Origin of the sequence: Mumia sp., from assembly GCF_028803055.1 — a bacterium.
GTDB lineage: Bacteria > Actinomycetota > Actinomycetes > Propionibacteriales > Nocardioidaceae > Mumia.
In genome coordinates this window covers 1-20,653 of sequence record NZ_JARBCJ010000036.1, presented here as the reverse complement: position 1 = coordinate 20,653, position 20,653 = coordinate 1, and the positions used below count along the sequence as shown (strand labels likewise).

The 20,653-nt window shown below is 72.0% G+C and carries 24 protein-coding genes and 1 riboswitch; of the genes, 14 read left to right on the top strand and 10 right to left on the bottom strand.

Annotated features, from left to right (window positions below; translation table 11 throughout):
• The first annotated feature begins 170 nt into the window (after nt 1-170).
• Both thiS and PV363_RS05730 read left to right on the top strand, forming a co-directional pair.
• Nucleotides 171-371 (top strand): sulfur carrier protein ThiS, encoded by a 201-nt coding sequence (gene thiS / locus PV363_RS05735; protein WP_220343486.1) that lies wholly within the window; start codon nt 171-173, stop codon nt 369-371.
• Nucleotides 372-376: 5 nt separating this feature from the next.
• Nucleotides 377-1,162, top strand: coding sequence for a thiazole synthase (locus tag PV363_RS05730; RefSeq protein WP_301021864.1), 786 nt, complete (start codon nt 377-379; stop codon nt 1,160-1,162).
• Nucleotides 1,163-1,189: 27 nt separating this feature from the next.
• Here PV363_RS05730 and PV363_RS05725 read toward each other — a convergent pair whose 3' ends face one another.
• From PV363_RS05725 to PV363_RS05705, 5 genes are all read right to left on the bottom strand, one after another.
• Nucleotides 1,190-1,465, bottom strand: coding sequence for a MoaD/ThiS family protein (locus PV363_RS05725; RefSeq protein ID WP_220346103.1), 276 nt, complete (start codon nt 1,463-1,465; stop codon nt 1,190-1,192).
• 13 nt (nt 1,466-1,478) lie between these two features.
• Nucleotides 1,479-2,753, bottom strand: coding sequence for a threonine synthase (gene thrC / locus PV363_RS05720; RefSeq protein ID WP_220343483.1), 1,275 nt, complete (start codon nt 2,751-2,753; stop codon nt 1,479-1,481).
• A 9-nt stretch (nt 2,754-2,762) separates the two neighbouring features.
• Nucleotides 2,763-2,904: riboswitch (SAM riboswitch) on the bottom strand.
• A gap of 72 nt (nt 2,905-2,976) precedes the next feature.
• The gene (gene otsB, locus PV363_RS05715) at nt 2,977-3,825 is read right to left on the bottom strand and encodes a trehalose-phosphatase (protein ID WP_301021863.1); all 849 of its coding nucleotides are present in this window, start codon (nt 3,823-3,825) and stop codon (nt 2,977-2,979) included.
• Nucleotides 3,826-3,944: 119 nt separating this feature from the next.
• Nucleotides 3,945-4,493 carry a LytR C-terminal domain-containing protein gene (locus PV363_RS05710; protein ID WP_301021862.1) on the bottom strand — a complete coding sequence of 183 codons (549 nt, stop codon included), beginning with the start codon at nt 4,491-4,493 and terminating at the stop codon, nt 3,945-3,947.
• A gap of 9 nt (nt 4,494-4,502) precedes the next feature.
• Nucleotides 4,503-4,832: a DUF3263 domain-containing protein gene (locus PV363_RS05705; RefSeq protein WP_220366221.1), complete on the bottom strand. Its 330-nt coding sequence runs from the start codon at nt 4,830-4,832 to the stop codon at nt 4,503-4,505.
• An 89-nt stretch (nt 4,833-4,921) separates the two neighbouring features.
• Between PV363_RS05705 and PV363_RS05700 the strand changes: the two genes are divergently transcribed.
• Genes PV363_RS05700 through PV363_RS05690 form a run of 3 tightly spaced genes read left to right on the top strand, consistent with a single transcriptional unit; the run spans nt 4,922 to nt 8,110 of the window.
• On the top strand, nt 4,922-5,938 hold the full coding sequence (locus PV363_RS05700) for a Gfo/Idh/MocA family oxidoreductase (protein ID WP_301021861.1): 1,017 nt from the start codon (nt 4,922-4,924) through the stop codon (nt 5,936-5,938).
• 53 nt (nt 5,939-5,991) lie between these two features.
• Nucleotides 5,992-7,467 (top strand): trehalose-6-phosphate synthase, encoded by a 1,476-nt coding sequence (locus tag PV363_RS05695; RefSeq protein ID WP_220343478.1) that lies wholly within the window; start codon nt 5,992-5,994, stop codon nt 7,465-7,467.
• 52 nt (nt 7,468-7,519) lie between these two features.
• Complete coding sequence (locus PV363_RS05690) at nt 7,520-8,110, top strand: GNAT family protein (RefSeq protein WP_220343477.1); 591 nt, start codon at nt 7,520-7,522, stop codon at nt 8,108-8,110.
• A gap of 4 nt (nt 8,111-8,114) precedes the next feature.
• On the opposite strand, the gene PV363_RS05685 is transcribed toward PV363_RS05690, so the two are convergent.
• From PV363_RS05685 to PV363_RS05675, 3 genes are all read right to left on the bottom strand, one after another.
• Nucleotides 8,115-9,323, bottom strand: coding sequence for an MFS transporter (locus PV363_RS05685; protein WP_220366225.1), 1,209 nt, complete (start codon nt 9,321-9,323; stop codon nt 8,115-8,117).
• 98 nt (nt 9,324-9,421) lie between these two features.
• Nucleotides 9,422-10,363, bottom strand: coding sequence for a hypothetical protein (locus PV363_RS05680; protein WP_301021860.1), 942 nt, complete (start codon nt 10,361-10,363; stop codon nt 9,422-9,424).
• Nucleotides 10,360-10,866: a sigma-70 family RNA polymerase sigma factor gene (locus PV363_RS05675; RefSeq protein WP_220343474.1), complete on the bottom strand. Its 507-nt coding sequence runs from the start codon at nt 10,864-10,866 to the stop codon at nt 10,360-10,362. Before PV363_RS05675 ends, PV363_RS05680 begins: the two co-directional genes overlap by 4 nt.
• Nucleotides 10,867-11,018: 152 nt before the next feature.
• On the opposite strand from PV363_RS05675, the gene PV363_RS05670 reads away from it, so the two are divergent.
• The 5 genes from PV363_RS05670 to PV363_RS05650 all read left to right on the top strand — a co-directional run bounded on the left by PV363_RS05670 (nt 11,019) and on the right by PV363_RS05650 (nt 15,103).
• Nucleotides 11,019-11,693 (top strand): uracil-DNA glycosylase, encoded by a 675-nt coding sequence (locus tag PV363_RS05670; protein ID WP_301021859.1) that lies wholly within the window; start codon nt 11,019-11,021, stop codon nt 11,691-11,693.
• Between the two features lie 18 nt (nt 11,694-11,711).
• Nucleotides 11,712-12,887, top strand: coding sequence for an AI-2E family transporter (locus PV363_RS05665; RefSeq protein WP_220343472.1), 1,176 nt, complete (start codon nt 11,712-11,714; stop codon nt 12,885-12,887).
• A gap of 346 nt (nt 12,888-13,233) precedes the next feature.
• Entirely contained in the window at nt 13,234-14,262 is a 1,029-nt protein-coding gene (locus PV363_RS05660) for an iron-containing redox enzyme family protein (protein WP_220343471.1), read from the top strand.
• Nucleotides 14,172-14,501 carry a CDGSH iron-sulfur domain-containing protein gene (locus PV363_RS17940; protein WP_366525451.1) on the top strand — a complete coding sequence of 110 codons (330 nt, stop codon included), beginning with the start codon at nt 14,172-14,174 and terminating at the stop codon, nt 14,499-14,501. The genes PV363_RS05660 and PV363_RS17940 overlap by 91 nt, the downstream gene beginning before the upstream one ends.
• A gap of 131 nt (nt 14,502-14,632) precedes the next feature.
• Nucleotides 14,633-15,103: a DUF6328 family protein gene (locus tag PV363_RS05650; RefSeq protein ID WP_220343469.1), complete on the top strand. Its 471-nt coding sequence runs from the start codon at nt 14,633-14,635 to the stop codon at nt 15,101-15,103.
• On the opposite strand, the gene PV363_RS05645 is transcribed toward PV363_RS05650, so the two are convergent.
• Both PV363_RS05645 and PV363_RS05640 read right to left on the bottom strand, forming a co-directional pair.
• Complete coding sequence (locus PV363_RS05645; protein ID WP_301021858.1) at nt 15,059-15,793, bottom strand: GAF and ANTAR domain-containing protein; 735 nt, start codon at nt 15,791-15,793, stop codon at nt 15,059-15,061. The two genes, PV363_RS05650 and PV363_RS05645, sit on opposite strands and share 45 nt — an antisense overlap.
• Nucleotides 15,794-15,895: 102 nt before the next feature.
• Complete coding sequence (locus tag PV363_RS05640) at nt 15,896-16,816, bottom strand: glycosyltransferase (protein ID WP_220343467.1); 921 nt, start codon at nt 16,814-16,816, stop codon at nt 15,896-15,898.
• Nucleotides 16,817-16,954: 138 nt separating this feature from the next.
• Between PV363_RS05640 and PV363_RS05635 the strand changes: the two genes are divergently transcribed.
• The 4 genes from PV363_RS05635 to PV363_RS05620 form a co-directional block, all read left to right on the top strand.
• Nucleotides 16,955-18,034, top strand: a complete 1,080-nt coding sequence (locus tag PV363_RS05635) for a glycosyltransferase family 9 protein (RefSeq protein WP_301021857.1) — start codon at nt 16,955-16,957, stop codon at nt 18,032-18,034.
• Nucleotides 18,031-19,230, top strand: a complete 1,200-nt coding sequence (locus PV363_RS05630) for a glycosyltransferase (protein ID WP_301021856.1) — start codon at nt 18,031-18,033, stop codon at nt 19,228-19,230. The genes PV363_RS05635 and PV363_RS05630 overlap by 4 nt, the downstream gene beginning before the upstream one ends.
• On the top strand, nt 19,227-19,826 hold the full coding sequence (locus tag PV363_RS05625) for an SIS domain-containing protein (protein ID WP_220346100.1): 600 nt from the start codon (nt 19,227-19,229) through the stop codon (nt 19,824-19,826). Before PV363_RS05630 ends, PV363_RS05625 begins: the two co-directional genes overlap by 4 nt.
• Nucleotides 19,823-20,653, top strand: an 831-nt coding sequence (locus tag PV363_RS05620; protein ID WP_301021855.1) for a PfkB family carbohydrate kinase, incomplete at its 3' end; no start/stop codon positions are given. The genes PV363_RS05625 and PV363_RS05620, both read left to right, overlap by 4 nt.

The window sequence follows — 20,653 nt, the reverse complement described above, 5'->3', positions numbered from 1 at the left end:
GCCACCGGCATCCCCGGTCTCCTCGTCGCCGCCGGGCACCATCGTGGCGGCGTGCTCCTCGCGCCCTGGACCGCCGACGTGATCACCGCGCTCGTCGAGGAGTCCTCGCCACCTGAGGGGTCGGGTCACACCGACCCGCTTCGCCTGTCGCCGACACTCCAGGAGGCCCGATGACCATCCGTCTCAACGGCCAGGCCCACGCGCTCGCCGAGCCGCTCACGGTGCTCGCGCTGCTCCGCACGCTCGCGCTGCCACGTACCGACGTGGCAGTCGCCGTCGACGGCATCGTCGTGCCGCGCTCCCGATGGGAGGACCACCTCGTCCGCGACGGCGCCGAGGTCGACGTCGTCACCGCCGTCCAAGGAGGGTGAGAGTCGTGCTGACGACCACCGACCCGTCCCCGCTCACCGTGGCCGGAGTGCCGTTCACGAGCCGGCTGTTCCTCGGTACCGGAGGGGTTCCGAGCCCCGCGGTCCTCCGTCGGTGCCTGGAGATGAGCGGCACGGAGCTCGTCACCGTCTCGATGCGCCGGGTCGACCCGGGAGCGCCGAGCTCGATCCTCGACGTCGTCCGCGAGCACGGCGCACGGCTGCTCCCCAACACCGCGGGCTGTCGCACCGCGCGTGAGGCGGTCCTCACCGCGAACCTCGCGCGCGAGGCCCTCGGCACCGCCTGGGTGAAGCTGGAGGTCGTCGCCGACGACGTGACGCTGCTGCCCGACGTGGTCGAGCTCCTCGACGCCGCCGAGACCCTGGTGCGCGAGAGCTTCACGGTGCTCGCCTACACGAACACCGACCTCGTCACCGCCCGCCGCCTCGCCGACGTCGGCTGCGCGGCCGTGATGCCGCTCGGCTCGCCGATCGGCTCCGGCCTCGGTGTCACCGACCCTCGCGCGATCGCCGCGATCGCGGAGGCGGTCGCGGTCCCGGTGGTGCTCGACGCCGGCATCGGCACCGCCTCCGACGCCGCACTCGCGATGGAGCTCGGATGCGACGCCGTGCTCTGCGCGACCGCGATCACCCGTGCGGGCGACCCGCCCGCGATGGCGTCGGCCATAGCCGGCGCGGTGCGCGCCGGTCGCACGGCGTACGGGGCGGGCCGGATCCCCCGACGCGAGACGAGCCTGGCCTCCAGCCCGACAACCGGTCTCGTCGGCACCTGACGCCGGCGGGCCCCCGCCGGTCCGGCGTCAGCCGCCGGCGACCGCCGGGATGATCGAGACCTGCTGCCCGGCGGGCACCGAGGTCTCGAGCCCGTCGGCGAAGCGCACGTCCTCGGTGCCGACGTACACGTTCACGAACCGGCGGATCGCGCCGGTCTCGTCGACGACGCGCGCCTTGATCCCGGGGAACGACGCCTCCAGGGCCTCGATGACACCGGCGACGGTCTCGCCGTCGACGGTCACCTCCGAGTCGCCCTTCGTGTAGGTGCGCAGGATCGTGGGGATGCGGACGGAGACGCTCATGGTGTCCTCTCGGTCAGACGAGGTTCGCGGCGGTGAAGGCCGTATAGGTCGGGTCGATGGTCGCGGCGGGGCCGACCCGGTCCGCGATGGCGTCGAGCGTCTTGAGCCCGTCGCCGGTGTTGAAGACGACCGTCTCCGCCTCGGGGTCGAGCCGGCCGTCGGCGAGCAGCTTCTTGAGCGTCGCGATCGTCACGCCTCCCGCGGTCTCGGCGAAGATGCCCTCCGTACGGGCGAGGAGCTGGATGCCGTCACGCACCTCGTCGTCGGAGACGTCCTCGACGGCACCACCGGTCCGCCGGCAGGTGTCGAGCACGTACGGCCCGTCGGCGGGGTTGCCGATCGCGAGGGACTTGGCGATCGTGTCGGGCTTGACCGGACGGACGACGTCGTTGCCCTCCCGGAACGCCTGCGCGACGGGCGAGCAGCCGGTCGCCTGCGCGCCGAAGATCTTGTACGGCGTCGGGTCGACCAGGCCGAGCCGGCCGAGCTCGGTGAATCCCTTGTCGACCTTCGTCAGCTGCGACCCGGAGGCGACCGGGATCACCACCTGCTCCGGCAGCCGCCAGCCGAGCTGCTCCGCGGTCTCGTACGCGAGCGTCTTGGAGCCCTCCGCGTAGTAGGGACGGACGTTGACGTTGACGAACGCCCAGCCCTCCTCCTCGCCGGCGATCTCGCTGGCGAGCTTGTTGACGTCGTCGTAGTTGCCGCGCACGGCGACCAGCGTGCCGCCGTACACGGCGGTCGTGAGGATCTTGGGGCGCTCGAGGTTCTCCGGGATGAAGACGACGCTCTTGATGCCGGCACGGGCCGCGGCCGCGGCGACGGCGTTGGCGAGGTTGCCCGTCGACGGGCACGCGAGGACCGTCATGCCGAGCTCGCGGGCGGCCGAGAGGGCGACGGCGACGACGCGGTCCTTGAAGGAGTGGGTCGGGTTGCCGGAGTCGTCCTTGACCCAGAGCGTCTTGATGCCGAGCTCACGGGCGAGGTTGTCCGCCTTCACGAGCCGCGTGAAGCCGGGGTCGGTGTTGGGGAAGGACGCGATGTCGGCGGGGACTGGCAGCAGCGACTGGTAGCGCCAGATGCTCTTCGGGCCGCTCTCGATCTGCTCGCGCGTGATCGCCGGGAAGTCGTACGCGACCTCGAGCGGTCCGAAGCACTCGAGACAGGCGTAGTGGGGTCCGAGCTCCTGCCCGGCACCGCAGGCGCGGCACACCAGGCCGGTCGCGTTGCCGAAGGCGCCGTCACGGGCGTTCGTACGATCAGGGGTTTGCAGCGTGCTCGCGCTCACGAGGCCTCCTCGTCATCTTCCCTGCGCGCGACTGTCGCCACAGGACGGACTTGGCACCATGCCTGACGGCGGCCTCGCGGGGTCGCGAGCTCACGTCAGGTGGTTGCCGGGGCTTCGTCGGGCCGTGTCCCTCCGCCCCTCGTGATGAGCTGAGCCAAGCGTACGTGCGCGTCTCACATACTGTCCACTCGTTCCAATATGCGGACAGTGGTCTCCCGGCAGGTCAGCAGCCGAGAGCGTCCGCGAGCCGCTCGAGCCAGGCCGAGAGCTCCTCGGGCCCGTGGACGACGAGGTCGGCCCGGGGCGTCAGGGCCTGCTGCTCGTCGGAGGCGACGGCCACCAGCATGACCTCGGCCTCGCCGTGGTCGCGCATGGCCGTGAGCGCCGCGTAGGCCGGGATATCACCGAGGTCGTCGCCGGCGTAGACGATCGTCCGGAGTCCGGTCTCGGCGACCAGCGTCCGCAGGGCGGCCCCCTTGTCGACGGACGGGTCGCGCACCTCCACGACGTACCGTCCGGGTTCTGCGGCGAGGCCGTGCTCTCGCGCCAGCTCCGCGACCGGACCCTCCAGGCGCTCGAGGGCCGCACCGGGATCGTCGAGGAGACGGGTGTGCACCACCACCGCGCGCCCCTTGTCCTCGATCCTGACGCCGGCAAGACCGAGCGAGTCGAGCAGCGCCGGCAGAGCCGCACGGACCTCGGCGACCGCGGCGGGCGGTGGCGGCACCGACTCCGCACCGGTGTCGGCGTCCCACCTCTCGGCCCCGTACTGGCCGAGGATCGTGAGGTGGCTCAGGCCGTCGTGGTCGTCGAAGCCACCCAGTCTGAGCGCGGTGCGCACGGGACGTCCGGTGACGACGGCCACCTTGCCGACGCACGGTCCGATGCGCTGGAGCGCGTGGACCGAGCGCTTGCTGGCGTGCGCGTGCTCAGGGTCGTCGACGATCGGGGCCAGCGTGCCGTCGAAGTCGAATGCGAGCATCGCCTGCTCGGGGGCGGCCAGCAGCGCCGCCAGGGCGGCCGCTCCGGCTTCGGTGCGGGGCTGTGGCTCGAGCACCACGGGAAGGGACATGACCACCATCATCCCAGGCCGGCCTCAGGCGTCGGGAGGGGTTCCGCCTCACGACGAGCAGGTGACCTCGCGTCGCCCCGCCGGGCGGCCGTGAGTGAGACCAGGGAGTACGCGTGCGGCTACGGTGCGCCTGTCAGGATCAGGGTGAGCCGGTCGAACTTCATCGGCTCGACCGCCGGCCGGACCCGGTCGATCCTCAGGTCGGCGGCGAGGCGCTCGGCCTGCTCCTTGAGCTTCGCGGGGTAGTACACGGTGCTCTCGGGGATCCGTCCGTACCAGTTGTCGACCCCGACGACCTTCCAGCCGGCGTCCTCGACCCGCGCCGCGGTGGAGTCGGCGAGTCCGGTGGCGCCGGAGTTGTTGAAGACCTCGACGAACGCCCGAGGGACCTCCGCGGTCGCCGGCGCGGCCGAGGTCGGCGCTGCCGTGGCCACAGGCTCGACCGTCGGCTCGGGCGTGGCCTCGGCGGTGGCGGTCGGAGACGGCGTGGTGGCGGTCGGAGTGTCGTCCCCGCCGTTGCCGACGAGAAGGCCGATCGCCGCGACGGCCACCACGAGCAGCGCGCCCAGCAGCGCCACCGACGGGATCGACCGCGGTGCGACACGCGTGCGCTGGGCGACCCGCGGACGGGGCTCCGTCGAGGGTTCGTCCACGCGAGGCTCGGTCACGAGTCCTCCTCAGGCATCGGCGTCGAGGCGCCGGGCGGAGCGGGAGCGACGCCGACTCGCCCTCATCCGCCGGAGCCGCTTGACCAGGAGGGGATCGTGGGCGAGCGCGTCCTCGCGGTCGATCAGCGCGTTGAGCACCTGGTAGTAGCGGGTCGCCGAGAGGCCGAACTCCGCTCGGATCGCCTGCTCCTTGACGCCCGCGTACTTCCACCACCCACGCTCGAAGGCGAGCACCCGCTCCTCTCGCGCGGTCAGCCCCGTAGCCCGGTCCGCGGTCTCGTCCGCGGTCTGGTCCGCAGAGGTGACGTGGGCATCGTGGGAGGAGAGAGCGGGATCCATGCCCCCATCGTAGGTCGCCGAATGACACCGTTGGGATTCCCCGCGCCCGGCGTGGCGGTCCGCCGGGCCTGCCCGCCATGATGGCGAGCATGACGTCTCCCGCCGAGCACCCGTCCGCCGAGTCCCCGGCGCCCGTGCGCTGGGGCATCCTCGCCACCGGTGACATCGCCCACTCGTTCGCCCGCGACCTGGCCCTCGTCGACGGCGCCGTCCTGCACGCGGTCGGCTCGCGCTCGCTGCCGCCGGCGCGCGCCTTCGCCGAGCAGTACGCGGACGAGAAGGCCAGTCCGGTGCCCTACGGCTCGTACGCCGAGCTGCTCGCCGACGGCGACGTGGATGTCGTCTACGTCGCCACGCCGCACGGTCGCCACACCGAGGACGTGCTCGCGTGCTTCGAGGCCGGCAAGGCGGTGCTGTGCGAGAAGGCGCTGACGCTCGACGCCCCCTCGGCCCGGCTCCTGGTCGACGAGGCCCGGCGACGCGGGCTGTTCTTCGCCGAGGCGATGTGGATGCGGACCAACCCCAACATCCGGCGGCTTCGCGCGATGGCCGCCGACGGAGCGTGCGGCACGGTCACGCACGTGCGGGCCGACCTCGGCTTCGTCGCCCCCCGCGACAAGGCGCGGCTGTGGGATCCCGCGCTCGGGGCCAGCGCTCTGCTGGACGTCGGCATCTACCCGCTGACGTTCGCGTACCTGATCCTCGGCCGGCCCGTCGAGGTCCGGGCGGTCGCCACGCTGAGCGACCTCGGCGTCGACCTCGCCGGCGGCGCGACCCTGCGCTTCGACGGTGGCGCGATCGCCTCGATCAGCTGGACCCAGACCGGGTGGCCCGACACCCGCGCCTCGGTGGCCGGGGACGGAGGGCGGCTGGAGCTCCCGTCGCCGTTCCACCACCCGCAGTCGTTCACCTACGCCCGGAACTGGGAGGCCGACGAGATCGCCGAGCCCCTCATCGGCGCGGGGTACGCCCACGAGATCATCGAGGTCGGCCGCTGCCTCCGCGAAGGTCTGACGGAGTCGCCGCTGCTGCCGCTCGACGAGACGGTGGACATCCTCGCGATCATGGACGAGATCCGGGAGCAGGTCGGCGCGACCACCGGGTGATCCCGGTGCCTGGTCGTCTGCCGCCCCTGCGGATTCGCCGATAGGGTCGTCCCATGAGTCACGCGCGCGGTTCGAGCCCGGTAGCGAAGAGCCTGCGAGGACACGAGGACTCAGCGTCGTTCGTCGTCGTCGCCAACCGCCTGCCGGTCGACCGCGTGCAGACGCCTGACGGGTCCACCACCTGGCGCACCTCCCCCGGCGGCCTCGTCACCGCGCTCGAGCCCGTCCTGCGCAAGCAGGGCGGAGCATGGATCGGCTGGACCGGTGCGGCCGACGAGGAGCTCGAGCCGTTCGACCTCGAAGGCATCCAGCTGGTTCCGCTCCCGATCAGGGCGCAGGAGGTCGAGGAGTACTACGAGGGGATGTCCAACGCCACCCTCTGGCCGCTCTACCACGACGTCATCGCGACCCCGGAGTTCCACCGTGAGTGGTGGGACTCCTACGTGGCCGTCAACCACCGCTTCGCGGAGTACGCGGCGGCGATCGCCGAGAAGGACGCGGTCGTCTGGGTTCAGGACTACCAGCTCCAGCTCGTCCCTCAGATGCTGCGTGAGCTGCGGCCGGACCTGCGGATCGGCTACTTCCTGCACGTGCCGTTCCCGCCGGCGGAGCTCTTCACCCAGCTCCCGTGGCGGCGACGGATCCTCGAAGGCCTGCTCGGCGCGGACCTGATCGGCTTCCAGACGACCGGCGCCGCCCAGAACTTCGTCCGCCTCGTCCGCATGCGCGTCGGCAACAAGACCCACCGCGACACGATCTATCTCGACGACGGCCGCACGGTCATGGCCAAGGCGTTCCCGATCTCGATCGATTCCAACGCCTACGAGGAGCTGGCCCGCCGTCCCTCGACCCAGGCGCGCGCCGACGAGATCCGAGCCAGCCTCGGCAACCCCAAGTTCGTGCTGCTCGGCGTCGACCGCCTCGACTACACCAAGGGCATGCCCCAGCGGCTCCGCGCCTTTGGCGAGCTGGCCCAGGAAGGACTCCTCGACCCGGCGGACGCGGTGTTCGTCCAGGTGGCACCGCCCTCGCGAGAGCGGGTCGACCAGTACCGCCGCCTCCGCGACGAGATCGACCGCCTGGTCGGACGCATCAACGGCGACGTCGGCCGCATCGGGCAGCCCCCGATCACCTACCTCCACTCCTCCTACCCGCGCGACGAGATGGCGGCGCTCTACCGCGCGGCCGACGTGATGGTCGTGACGCCTCTGCGCGACGGGATGAACCTGGTGGCGAAGGAGTACGTCGCCTGCCGGTACGAGGAGACCGGGGCGCTCGTGCTGAGTGAGTTCGCCGGAGCCGCCGCCGAGCTCAAGCAGGCCTACCTCGTCAACCCGTACGACATCAACGGCATGAAGGCCACCATGCTCAAGGCCATCACCGACCCGCCGAGGGAGAAGGCGAAGCGGATGCGTGCCATGCGCCGCCAGGTCATGGAGCACGACATCGACAAGTGGGCCCAGAACTTCCTCGAGGACCTGGAGACCATCCGCGAGCCTCACGGCAAGAGGACACGTCCGGTCGGCTGAGGACCAGACGTCGACCCGCCTCCCGAGGTGCGCTCTTCGTTAGGGTCGACGCATGCGACCGAGTCAGTGGTACGAAGCCCAGGACATGTTCGGCGATCACGTCACCCTCACGCAGCTGCGCCCGCACCACGCCCAGGGCGTGCTGGCAGCCGCCGATGACGACGACGTCTTCTCGTGGATGTCCTTCGACCGGCCTACGACGCAGGCTGAGGCCGCCGAGGTGATCGCGCGCTACCTCGCGACGCCCGACACGAACGCCTGGGCCCAGGTCGACACGAAGTCCGGGGAGCTGGCGGGGATTACGACGTACTACGAGATCAGCCCCGAGCGCAGGTCGCTGATCATCGGCGGCACCTGGCTCGGGGAGCGGTTTCAGCGCACCGGCATCAACACCGAGGCGAAGCTCATGCTGCTGACCCACGCCTTCGACACGCTGGGCGCGGTGCGCGTCGCGTGGGAGACCGACGACCGCAACGAGCAGTCCCAGACCGCGATCGCGCGACTGGGGGCGACCCGCGAAGGGCTCTTGCGCAAGCACAAGCGCCGCAAGGACGGGTCGTGGCGCAACACGGTGCTCTACAGCGTCGTCGACGACGATTGGCCCGAGGTCCGCGACACGCTCCGGAGCGCACTCACCCGCTGAGTCGTCAGCGGTGCGGGGCGGCGCCCAGGATGCGCTGTCCGGCGAGGGCGAGGATCAGCGCGAGCCACGCCGCGGTGATGGTGACGCCGAGCGCGGGCGCGTAGCCGCCGAGGTCCGCGAGCCTCCCGGCGACCGTCGACCCGATCGCGTACCCGATGCCGGTGGCACCGGCCAGCAGGGTCATCGCCTGGCCGACCCGGCTGAGGGGGACGATGCGCTCGCAGAGGGTGAAGTTGCTGATCATGTACGGGGCGACCGCGAAGCCGAGCACCAGCACGACGGCGACCATGCCGGCGATGCTCGAGACGAGCACGAGCGGCGCCGAGAGGACGGCGAGCGCCGCCGCCGCGACGAGGATGCGCTTGTCGAAGCCGATCCGGGCCGGCACCCACGCCATCGACAGACCCGCCATGACCGAGCCCACCCCCAGCGTCGCGTGGATGAGCCCGGACACCCCGGGCACGCCCTCGGCGGTCGCGAGCGCCGTCGCCCCGGTCTGGATCGACCCGAACAGCACGCCCACCAGGAGCTGCGCCCCGACCAGGATGACGAACGCCGCGGACACGATGCCGGCCTTCGCGGCGTGCCCGACCCTGGACCCGCGCACGAGCGCGGCCGTCGGATGCAGGGCGAACCATCCACCGAACACCACGAGCAGGCCGGCCGCCACGAGCAGAGCGCCGGCGGGGTCGATCAGCACCGCGACGGCACCGACGAGTGCCGGGCCGAGGACGAACGACGCCTCGTCGGCCGCACCCTCGTAGGAGAATGCCGCGTCCACGAGCTGAGGCGACTCGCGGCCCGCCCGGCCGGTGATGGGCCGCCAGCGGACACGCGCCAGCGGGCCGACCTGCGGCATCGCGGCGCCGGTGAGCCCGGCGACGGCGATCAGCCAGCCTCCGCCGGCTCCGCCCTGGGCGAGGATCACGATCGCGGCGAGGCCGGCGCTACCGACGAAGGACTGCGCAAGAACGACGGGACGCTGTCCGATGCGGTCGGCGAGGGCACCGGCGATCGGCGATCCGACGGCGTTGGCGACGGCCAGGGCGCCCGCGGCGAGCCCGCCGAGGGTGTAGGCGCCGGTCGCGGACGACACGAGCAGGAGCGTGCCCATCTGGCTCATGGCCAGCGGCAGCCGCCCCAGGAAGGCGACGAGGACGTACACGGGGCCGACGAGCGAGAAGAGTCGACGGTACGCGGTGATCGGGGACAACGGGTTCCTCAGGGTAGGGCGACACTGGCGCGCCTACCCTCCACCAGAACGCACCAGGAACCCTGAACCCGTCAAGTCTAACCGGCGGCCGCAGCGGGCTAACGCGGGACGCCCTCGAGCTCCACGAGCACCGAGGATCCGACGTCGACGACGGATCCCGCTCGTGGGGTGACCCGCGCCTGCGCGAAGCGCGTCGAGGTCGCGCCGTCCCGCGTCACCACGTCCAGCTCGAGGCCGACACGCGCGAGCCGGCGCCGCATCTCGCGCACGGTGGGCAGCGCGGAGTGACCGCCCGCCCCGCCACTGACTCCCGCGCCCAGCTGGGGGACGGCGACCTGGTCGGGCGGCAGCACGCGCAGCGTCGAGATCAGCAGCTCGACCGAGCCGGCGGGGCCGCGGACCGTGAGGCGGACGTCGTGCGCGGGCACGACCACGACGGCCGTCGTGACGCCCGCCCTGGTCGACCGTGCCACGCCGTAGGGGACTCCGTCGAGGCGCGACGTCGGCCGGGGGTCACGCGACGACCCGCTCGCCACCAGCGAGTCGAGCTGCACTGTCGTGATGCCGGCAGGTCTGGACGAGTGACAGGCGCGGAAGACCCCGACGGTGAAGAAGTAGCCGTCGACGACGGGTTCGTCGCACTGCGGCTGCACCGACCTCCACGACACCGGGACGTCGATCACGATGCGGCCCCGTCCGACCGGACGGACCCCCTGGTCCATCATCTCCGCGAGCGGGAGAGCCGAGGGCGTCGCGACGGCCGAAGGCACGGTGTCAGAACGCCCGGCGTCGGAGGGCCGCGACAGATCGTCGTCGCTCGCCGAGCCCCCGAGGAGCGACGGCACGAACGCGACCGCGAGGACCAGTACCGCGCAGGCCGCCGCCGCGAGCAGCGGGGCGACCCTCCTGCTGCGGGTCGGCGGAGGACCGGGGAGCCGCCCGGTACGGCGTCGCGCGGCGATGCGGTCGAGCAGCTCGTCTCCGTCGGGAGCCCGGTCTGCCACGGCGTCGAGGCGTTGCCGAAGATCGTCGTCGTTCATGCCGTGGGCCCTTCGTCGGGGTCGGCGAGGTCGTCGCGCAACCGTGCGATGCCTCGCGCGAGCAGGCTGCGGACGGTCGCCGGTCGGCAGTCGAGCGCCTCGCCGATCGTCGCGTCGTCGAGGTCGACCCAGTAGCGGAGCACGATCGCCTTGCGTTGTCGATCGGTCAGCCGGTCGAGGCCGCGCCGCAGCGCGTCGACATCCTCGATGCCGACACCGCTGCCGGGATCGACGTGGAGGGCAGCGTCGTACGTGACCTCGTGCGGTCGGCGGCGCCGCCAACGGCTGCGCTGGAGGTTGGCCATGATCGTGGCGACGTACGCCTGCGGGTCGTCGGCGGCGGAGACCACCGGCCACGAGCGCCACAGCCTCTCGCACGTCTCCTGCGCGAGGTCGAGCGCGTCCTCGCGCGAGCCGGAGAGGAGGTAGGCGAGACGGACCAGCCACGTGGCGTGCTGGCGGACGAACGCGTCGGCGTCCGTCAGCGGAGGAGAGCCCGTCATGGTCACACATCATGGACGCTCATGGAGACCGATGTGTTGCAGGTGGAGCCGACCCGCGGCGAGACCCGCAACCTCGTCGTCGGCGGGGTCGTCCTGAGTCGGGACGGCGGTGCTCGTCCTGTCGTTGCGGTGACACCACTACGCTGGCGACCGTGCCAGCGCCCCTGACCGAGCTCGTCGCCCCCGACTGGGCCGAGGCCCTCGAACCCGTCGCCCCGCAGGTGACAGCGATGGGGCACTTCCTCCGGGCGGAGATCGCGGCCGGCCGACGCTACCTCCCCGAGGGAAGCAAGGTGCTGCGCGCCTTCGCCGAGCCGATGGCCTCGGTCAAGGTGCTCGTCGTCGGACAGGACCCCTACCCGACACCGGGGCACGCCGTCGGGCTCTCGTTCTCGGTCGCTCCCCACGTACGGCCCGTGCCGCGCAGCCTGATGAACATCTTCGCCGAGATGCGGACCGACCTCGGCATCCCCGAGCCCACCTCCGGCGACCTGACACCGTGGGCGAAGCAGGGTGTCCTCCTCCTCAACAGGGTCCTGACCGTCGAGCCTGGTCGCCCCGCGAGTCACCGCGGCAAGGGCTGGGAGGCCGTCACCGAGCAGGCGATCAAGGCGCTCGTCGCGCGGGACCAGCCTCTGGTCGCGCTGCTGTGGGGCCGTGACGCCCAGTCCCTGCAACCGTGGCTCGGAGACACCCCCGTGGTTGCCTCCCCGCACCCGAGCCCGCTCTCGGCGTCACGAGGCTTCTTCGGCTCCCGTCCGTTCAGCCGGGTCAACGGGGCGCTCTCGTCTCTCGGCAGTGCGCCTGTCGACTGGCGACTGCCCTGATGCCCTAGCCTCGATCCCGTGACCCGAGACCGCTCCGCAGTCCTCGCCAGTGGCTACAGCACGCTCGCGCGATGGTCCTGGCAGCTGATCGCCATCGCGATCGGCCTGTACATCCTGGGCTGGATCGTCGGCAAGTTCTGGATGATCGGCTACCCGGTCATGCTCGCCCTCATCGTGACCACCCTCCTGGGGCCGCCGGCGGCCTGGCTGCGAGGGCGGGGAGTGCCCGCGGCGGTGGCAGCCGTGATCGTGGTGCTGAGCTTCCTCGCGGTCCTGACCGGCGTGGTCGCCGTCCTCGCGCCGCAGGTCGCGGGACAGGTCGGGGACATCGCCGCCGAGGGCGCGCGAGGTCTGCAGGCGATCCAGGACTGGGTCCAGGATGGCCCGCTCGGGGTCACTGAGAACCAGCTCGACAACGCGATCGAGTCGCTGCAGGACAAGCTCCGCGACAGCGCCGACGTCATCAGTGCCGGCGCGCTGTCCACCCTGGGCGCAGCGACCAACGTGCTCGTCAACACCGTCCTGGTGCTGATGCTGACGTTCTTCTTCGTCAAGGACGGCCACAAGTTCCTCCCCTGGATGCGCCGGACCCTGGGAGGACGCGCCGGGACCCACCTGAGCGAGGCCGGCAGCCGCGCCTGGGACACCCTCGGCGGGTTCATCCGCACCCAGGCGCTCGTCTCGTTCGTCGACGCGGTGTTCATCGGCATCGGGCTGGTGGTCCTCGACGTCCCCCTGGCGGTGCCGCTCGCCGTCATCGTGTTCTTCGGCGGGTTCATCCCGATCGTGGGTGCCTTCGTCACCGGCGCGCTCGCCGTGCTGGTCACGCTGGTGACCAACGACTTCCGCGACGCCGTCATCATGCTCCTGGTGATCGTCGCCGTCCAGCAGCTCGAGGGCAACGTGCTCTCGCCCTGGCTCCAGGGCAAGGCGATGGACCTGCAGGCGGCGATCGTGCTGCTGGCGATCACCGCCGGCAGCTCGTTGTTCGGGATCACCGGCGCGTTCCTCGCCGTACCGGCCGTGGCGACCGCCGCCGCGGTGCTCCGCTACGTCAACGAGCAGATCGCCCTGCGGTCGGGGGAGCCGTCGGATCCCCCGGACGACCCCGGTCCGGGGGATGCGACGCCCGGCGAGCCCGCCACCGGTGACCCGTCCCCGCGCGACCCGGGAGCGGAGCCGACACCGGCCTGAGCGTGGCCGAGGCGCCCGCGGCGGTCTGCGCACCCCTGCGGCGGGTGGGAGAATCGAGGGCGTGCTCGGTACGCGTACGACTCTCGTGGCGGTGACTTCTCCGTTCCTCCCACCCTGAGCGAGCACCCCCGCGAAGCGTTTGCGGGGAGCGGCTGCCGGGTACTTCAGGGCGCAGGAGGTGTGCCCATGTACGGATCCCGCGGAACTGCCGCGGCGAGCTCCAACCCGTCACCACGCACGGTTGCGCTCCGCTCCCGACGCTCGCCTCGGCCGTCACCACGGTGACCCCGTGACGCGACCCGAGTGACAGCGAACCCACACTGACAGCCACGCAGGAGACCGCCTGATGCTTCTTCCCCGACCCCGCGGGCCGCTGAGCGCCCGCCTGCGTCGCCTCCTCCTCGACGGGGTCGAGGAGATCGACGACCTCGAGACCGCTACGGAAGGTCACGCCTCGTCGGTTCCTCCCGACTCGGTGCTGCACGACGAGGACCTCCAGCTGAGCCTCTGGATGATCTACGAGCTGAGCTTCCGTGGCTTCGACGACGTCGATGACCGGTGGGAGTGGGCTCCCGAGATCGCGGGCCTCCGTACGGTGCTCGAGCGCCCGTTCGAGCAGTGGCTGCGTGACGTGACCGAGGGATGGGTGAGCCGGACCCTCGCGGTCGAGGGTGACGTCGCCGACAAGATCTTTGCTCTCACCGACGGCTTCGACGAGGGGCCGGACCTGTCCCGCTTCATCCGCAAGGAGGCGACGCCCGACCACGTGCGCGACTTCCTGCGTCAACGCAGCATCTACCACCTCAAGGAGTCCGACCCCCACACGTTCGTCATCCCCCGACTCACCGGTCCCGCCAAGGCTCACCTGGTGGAGCTGCAGTACGACGAGTACGGCGGCGGACGCCCCGGGTTCCTGCACCACGAGCTGTTCGCGGTCACCCTTCGTGAGGCCGGGCTCGACGACGCGTACGGCGCCTACATCGAGGAGGCCGACGGACCCACCCTCGCCGCCACGAACGCCATGTCGCTCTTGTGCCTCCACCGGCGCCTCCGCGGGGTGGCGATGGGCCATCTCGCCGCCTTCGAGGCGACGAGCTCCATCCCCTGCCGCAGGATCGCCGCCGGCCTCCGTCGTACGGGGTTCAGCGACGACGCTGCGCGCTACTACGACGAGCACGTCGAGGCCGACGCCGTCCACGAGCAGCTCGCCGCCCGCGAGATCTGCGGCACGCTCGTCGACTCCGGTGACGTCTCCGTGCGCGACGTCGTCTTCGGTGCGGCCGCGTGCCTCGTCCTCGACCGCTATCAGTCCGAGAGCCTGATGGCCCGCTGGGACGGCGCCCACACGCCCGACCAGCTGGAGGCGGCCCGGTGAGCGGCTCGCTCGGCCGGCCCCGTCCCGAGGTGGTGCTCTGCCCGGGAGGCCCTGCCCTCATCCGCAGCGACGTCCCTGCGGTCGACGTGGTCGTCACCGACGCGCAGCAGACGGTGGACAGGCCTGTGGTCGCCTTCTGCCGGTGCGGACGGACGGGACGCGAGCCCTGGTGCGACGGCACCCACAAGCTCGCGCGTGGCGCCGGCGCACCCAGGAAGCTGCCTCGATCGGATCGGTGAGACCTCGCGCACGACGAGGCCCGGCCGACTCGGCGCCGCAGCGCGTGCCGACAGTCATCGCGGCCCTTGCCGCCAACCGGTCGCGTCCCGCAGGGTGGAGGGAACCGACGATCCCGGAGACGAGGACCTCCATGCCTGAAGAGAGGCGCGTGCAGGGCGAGACGCTCGACGAGCGGCTGACCCGCAACTGGAGTGAGCTCCTCCAAGAGCTGAGGGTCGTGCAGACCGGTGTGCAGATCATCACCGCGTTCCTGCTCACGGTCGTGTTCACGAACCGCTTCGCCGAGCTGTCTCACGGCCAGGAGCTCGTCTACCTGGCGGTCCTGTCCGGCTCGGTCCTCGCCACGGCACTGCTCGTCGCGCCGGTGGCCATCCACCGCGCCCTGTTCCGGAAGGGGCAGCGGCTGTGGCTCGTGTCGGCGGCGCACGTGTGCGCGAGCCTGGGCCTGACGGCCTTCGCCTTCACCGTCTCCGGCGTGATGTGGCTGGTGTTCGACGTGGTCGTGGGACCGGTGTGGGCGTGGTGGGCGTTCGGCGCCTCCACGGTGGTGTTCGGATCACTCTGGGTGGGCCTGCCGCTGATCAACCGGCGTACGCGTTGACGCCTCGGGAGCAGGCGGCAGCGTGCGTGTGGCGACGAACCGCTCGGCGACGACCCGCAGCTTGAGGTTGTGGTGCTGGGAGTAGCGCTTGAGCACCTCGAACGCCCGTCGCTCGTCGAGGCCGAACCGCTCCATCAGGATGCCCTGCGCCTGGCCGACGAGCTTGCGTGCGTCGAGGGCGATGGTGAGGTTGACCTCCTGCTCGGCTCGTGCCAACGCGATCGCCGCATGCCGGGCGAGCAGGTGCGCGAGGGCCTCGTCGTCGTCGAAGAAGAACCGCGGCTTCTCGGAGTAGAGCGACACCATGCCGATGCGACGCCCGTCGTGGACCAGGCTGACCGCGAGAAGGCTCACAAGGTCCATCGCCGTGACCGCCGCGCACCACCGCGGCCACCGCGCCTCGTGCGCGAGATCGTTCGACCTGAGCGTCCGGTCTCGACTCGCGGAGTACCACGGCCCCTCGTCCAGCTCGCGCTGCAGCTCGTCGGCACGACGGACGACGTCGGCCGTGGCGGCGACCGTCTCGAAGTTTCCGCCGGCGCGGAGCATCTCGACCCCGGCATGATCCATCTCGAGGAGCTCGCAGAGGTACTTGACGACCTGCTCGGCGGTCGCCCGAGGGGAGTCCGCCGCGTGCAGCTCGACTGCGAGGTCGGTGAGCTCCTGAAGGTCGAGGACGTCGTCAGCCATACGGTCTCGCCATCTCCGGAAGGAAGACTGCTGAGACCCTCACACTAGTCCCGGGCGGTTGTCGGGATCAACGACGGCCGCTCGTTCGGCTCGCCGGCGGTGTCAGCGGGTCGGCGCCGGTGTCAGGTGCGGCCGTCGCAGGGCCGAGCGGTCGGCAAGGTCGAGGATCCGAGACTGCACCTCGACCTCGGGGCAGACAGGGCGGCGCAGGGCGAGGGCTTGAGGGAGTCGGGTGAGCGCGTCGACGACCCCCAGGACCTCTGCCCACCCGGCGCGCGAGTGCCGGACGATCCTCCGCGCCACGGTGCGCGCCGGAAGCCGCATGACCGCGGTGAGGACGTCGTTGCGGGCCAGGCGTCGCCGGCGGCCGCGGGTGTCCTTGGCCGGGGCCGGCACATGGCGGGCGACGACGTCGTCCAGGTAGCACAGACGGTGTCCGGCGTCGGCGAGGTCCAGCGCCACCCGTTCCTCCTCGCCGTAGATCTGCACCAAGGGATCGAAGCCGCCGACGTCGAGGAGCGCGTCGCGACGTACGACGGCGGCGCAGGCCATGAACCCGAGCACCGTCGTCCCGGGGTCGGAGGTCGTCCGCGGAAGGGGTGAGCGGGCCAGCGCGTCGCAGAACGGATCAGGCGTCGCGTCCTCGCCGACGAGCACGCGGGCTGCGACGAGACCGATCGACGGGTGGGCGTCCATGACGTCGGCGGCGAGCGCCAACGAGCCCGGAGCCCACCACGAGTCGTCGTCGGCGAACGCCACGTAGCGCGACGTGGCCGCCCGCGTGCCGACGTTGCGCGCGACAGCGCCGGTGTTCTCGTCGAGCTCGATCACCCGTGCTTCGGGAACGAGCTCACGGGCCCTGTCGGAGGAACCGTCGGTCGAGCCGTTGTCGACGACGATGAGCGGGGGCTGGTTGTGGACGAGGGACCTCTCGAGTCGGGCTCGGCCGTCACGGGTGATTACGACGGTCGTGACCCGGTCGTCGGTCTCTGGGCGCTGCTGCGCTGCCGGTGACATGGTCATGGCTGGCCGGTGCCCATCGGTCACCACAGCAATCGATCCACGGGCGGTTGATCCGTGGATCATCTGCCGCGGACCACCGCGGAGAAGCGTTTGTCCGAGAACCGTTTCTCCGGTCGGCTTCCGGGGAACCGTGCCTCCATGGACAACAGCAGAGGCGGTTCCAGACTGCTCGCGGTCCGGCTCGACAGTGCGGGTGACGTCCTCCTCGCCGGGCCGGCCGTACGAGCGATGGCCGCCCGCGGAACCGTCGATCTGCTCACCGGTCCGGCCGGAGCCGACGCGGCTCGTCTCCTTCCCGGTGTGGACGAGGTCCACACCTGGTCCTGCCCGTGGATCGTCGCCGACCCGCCTGCGGTCGATCCGGCCTCGACCGACGCGCTCGTCACGATGCTCGCCGGTCGCTACGACCATGCGGTCGTGTTCACGTCCTTCCACCAGTCGGCCCTCCCGACCGCACTCCTGTTGAGGCTGGCCGGGGTGCGACGGATCAGTGCCTTCAGCGAGGACTACCCCGGTTCGCTCCTCGACGACCGGGTGGCGCCGCCCGGGGACGTGCCGGAGGCTGAGCGGGCGGTGCACCTGGCGACCCAGGCCGGCTTCGCGCTGCCCGTCGGGGACGACGGCCTGCTCAGCGTCCGCACGGCTGCGGCCCCCGAAGGACTCGACCGAGGCCGGTTCGTCGTCGTCCACCCTGGCACGAGTGCTCCCGCACGGGCGTGGCCCGCGCAGCGGTGGCGCGACTGCGTCCGAGCGCTCGACGAGGCGGGGCACCGTGTCCTCGTCTCGGGCAGCCCCTCCGAACGCGAGCTCACCGCCGTCGTCGCCGGGTCGCGCGGAGTCGACCTCGGTGGACGGACCACCCTCGCGCAGCTGGCAGCCCTGCTGTCACGTGCCGACGCTCTCGTGGTGGCCAACACCGGACCGGCCCACCTCGCAGCGGCGACCCGCACACCCGTCGTCTCGCTCTTCGCGCCGACGGTGCCGTTGCGCCGGTGGGCGCCGTACGGTGTCCCGCTCGCCGTCCTGGGTGATCAGCAGGCGCCGTGCCGCGGGACGCGGGCTGTGCAGTGCCCGGTGCCGAACCACCCCTGCCTCGGGTCGGTGACGGCTACCGACGTCGTGGAGGCGCTCGAAGAGCTGCTGCGACGGACGAACGGCGGCGGCACCTCATCCGCCGCGACGAATCCCCCTCCTAGGAAAAACGAGGTACACGCATGAGGATCGCGATGGTCTCGGAGCATGCGAGTCCGCTGGCGACGCTGGGAGGCGTCGACGCCGGCGGTCAGAACGTTCACGTGGACGCCCTCGCGGCCGGGCTGGCGGCACGTGGCAACGACGTCGTCGTCTACACCCGCCGTGACTCGCCCCGTCTCGCCGACCGAGTCCTCACGCCCAGCGGCTACGTCGTGGAGCACGTCCCTGCCGGCCCGCCCACGGAGGTGCCGAAGGACGACCTGTGGCCGTTCATGGAGGACTTCGCCGCCTACCTGGCCCAGCGCTGGGACGAGGACCCGCCGGACGTGGTCCACGCGCACTTCTGGATGAGCGGCGCTGCCACCACGTGGGCCGCGCGACGTGTCGGCATCCCGGTGGCCCAGACCTTCCACGCGCTCGGCACGGTCAAACGTCGCCATCAGGGCAGCGCCGACACGAGCCCTCCCGCCCGCCTCGACATCGAGGCGGAGCTCTGTCGCTCGGTGGACCTCGTCGTCGCCACCTGCACCGACGAGGTGCGGGAGCTGGTGGCGATGGGGGCGGACCCGGCGCGTGTCCGCGTGGTCCCGTGCGGCGTCGACACCGGTCTCTTCCGACCCCGCCCGGCGGAGTCGCCGATCCGTCCGCGGATCCTCAGCGTCGGGCGGCTCGTCGAGCGCAAGGGGGTCGCTGACGTCATCGCTGCCCTGGGTCGGCTCCCCGAGGTCGAGCTGCACGTCGTCGGAGGCCCGTCGAGCGACGGGCTGGACCTCGACCCGGAGGTCGAGCGACTTCGTTCCATCGCCGCCGAGCACCAGGTCGAGGACCGCGTCGTCTTCCACGGCGGCGTCGCTCGAGAGCGGATGCCCGAGGTGTTCGCCGCCGCCGACGTCGTGGTCTCGACACCCTGGTACGAGCCGTTCGGGATCGTGCCGCTCGAGGCCATGGCCTGCGGGCGCCCTGTCGTGGGCACGGCCGTGGGCGGCCTCCTCGACACGATCGAGCCCGGTGTCACCGGCGAGCTCGTCCCGCCGCGCGACCCGGCAGCGCTCGCCGAGGCGCTGGCGGGCCTCCTCGCCGACCCGGCCCGACGCGAGGCCTACGGCCACGCCGGTGCGGCGCGCGCCGCGGCGTACGCCTGGGAGGACGTCTCCCGGCGGACGGAGGAGGCACTGCGGGCCCTGGTCATCGCCGGCCGTGGAGAGGTGGTCCCGCGATGACGACCACCGATCACGTCGCCCACCTGCGAGAGGCGCTCGACACCTTCGACGAGGGCTGCGCGGTCCTGGAGTCCTGGGGCGCCGCGATGGTCCCGATGCTGACCTCCGGAGGGCGGCTCCTCGCGGTCGGCAACGGCGGGAGCGCCGCGCAGGCCCAGCACCTGACCGCTGAGCTCGTCGGCCGCTACCAGGGTGACCGCCGTCCGTTCTCGGCCATCTGCCTGAGCGCGGAGACGTCCAGCCTGACCGCCATCACCAACGACTACCCGCCCGAGGAGCTGTTCGCCCGACAGGTCGAGGCGCACGGTCGGCCGGGCGACATCCTGGTCGCGCTCTCGACCAGCGGCGCCAGCCCCAACGTCGTCGCGGCCGCTGAACGCGCCCGGGCCTGCGGTCTGGACGTCTGGGCCCTGACCGGGCCCGCCCCGAACCCCCTCGCCGAGGTGGCGGACGCGGTGGTGGCCATCGACGCGAAGTCGACCGCCACGGTCCAGGAGATGCACCTGGTCGCGCTGCACCTCCTCTGCGAGGCGTTCGATGAGCGCCTCGCGGAGAGCGACTCGTCGGGCCGGGTCGACGACGAGGCGCAGCGGTGACGCCGCGCGTGCTGGTCGTCGGGGAGGCCATGCTCGACGTCGACCTCGACGGACGGGCCTCGCGGTTGTCCCCCGATGCACCGGTGGCCGTCGTCGACGACCCGGTCGAGCGACCGCGCCCCGGCGGCGCCGCGCTTGCCGCGGCCCTCGCCGCCTCCGACGGTGCGCGCGTCGTCCTCGCGACACCGCTCGGCAACGACGCCGACGCCGACCGTCTTCGTGCCCTTCTCCCGCCGGAGGTGGAGGTCGTAGCCCTGCCGTCCGACGGGGGGACGCCCGTGAAGCGGCGCGTCCTGGCCGCCGGTCAGGTGCTCGTGCGGCTGGACACCGGCGGCACGAGCGGCAGCTGGGAGACGCCGCCCGCCGACCTGGAGGCCGCCGTGAGTGCCGCCGACGCCGTGCTCGTCGCCGACTACGGCCGCGGGCTGACATCCCTTCCCGCTCTGCGGGAGCTCGTCGCCCGGGCCGCCGAGCGGGTCCCGGTCGTCTGGGACCCGCACCCGCGTGGCGGGAGGCCGGCCGACAGCACGTGGCTGTGCCTGCCGAACCAGAGCGAGCTGGCACGGCTCGACGGCAGTGAGCCGACAGGGATCGGCGAGGTCGGAGACGCCGCCCGCCGGGTGCGCGAGCGGCTGGGCACCCGCGCGCTCGCCGTGACGCTCGGGGAGCGCGGCGCGCTCCTGGTCCAGGGCGACGCGCCGCCCGCGGTGTTCGTCGTCGACCCCGTCCGAGGCGAGGACACGTGCGGCGCTGGCGACAGGTTCGCTGCCTCGGCGACCGTACGGCTCGCGCGGGGTGACCTGATGTCCGAGGCCGTCGAGCACGCC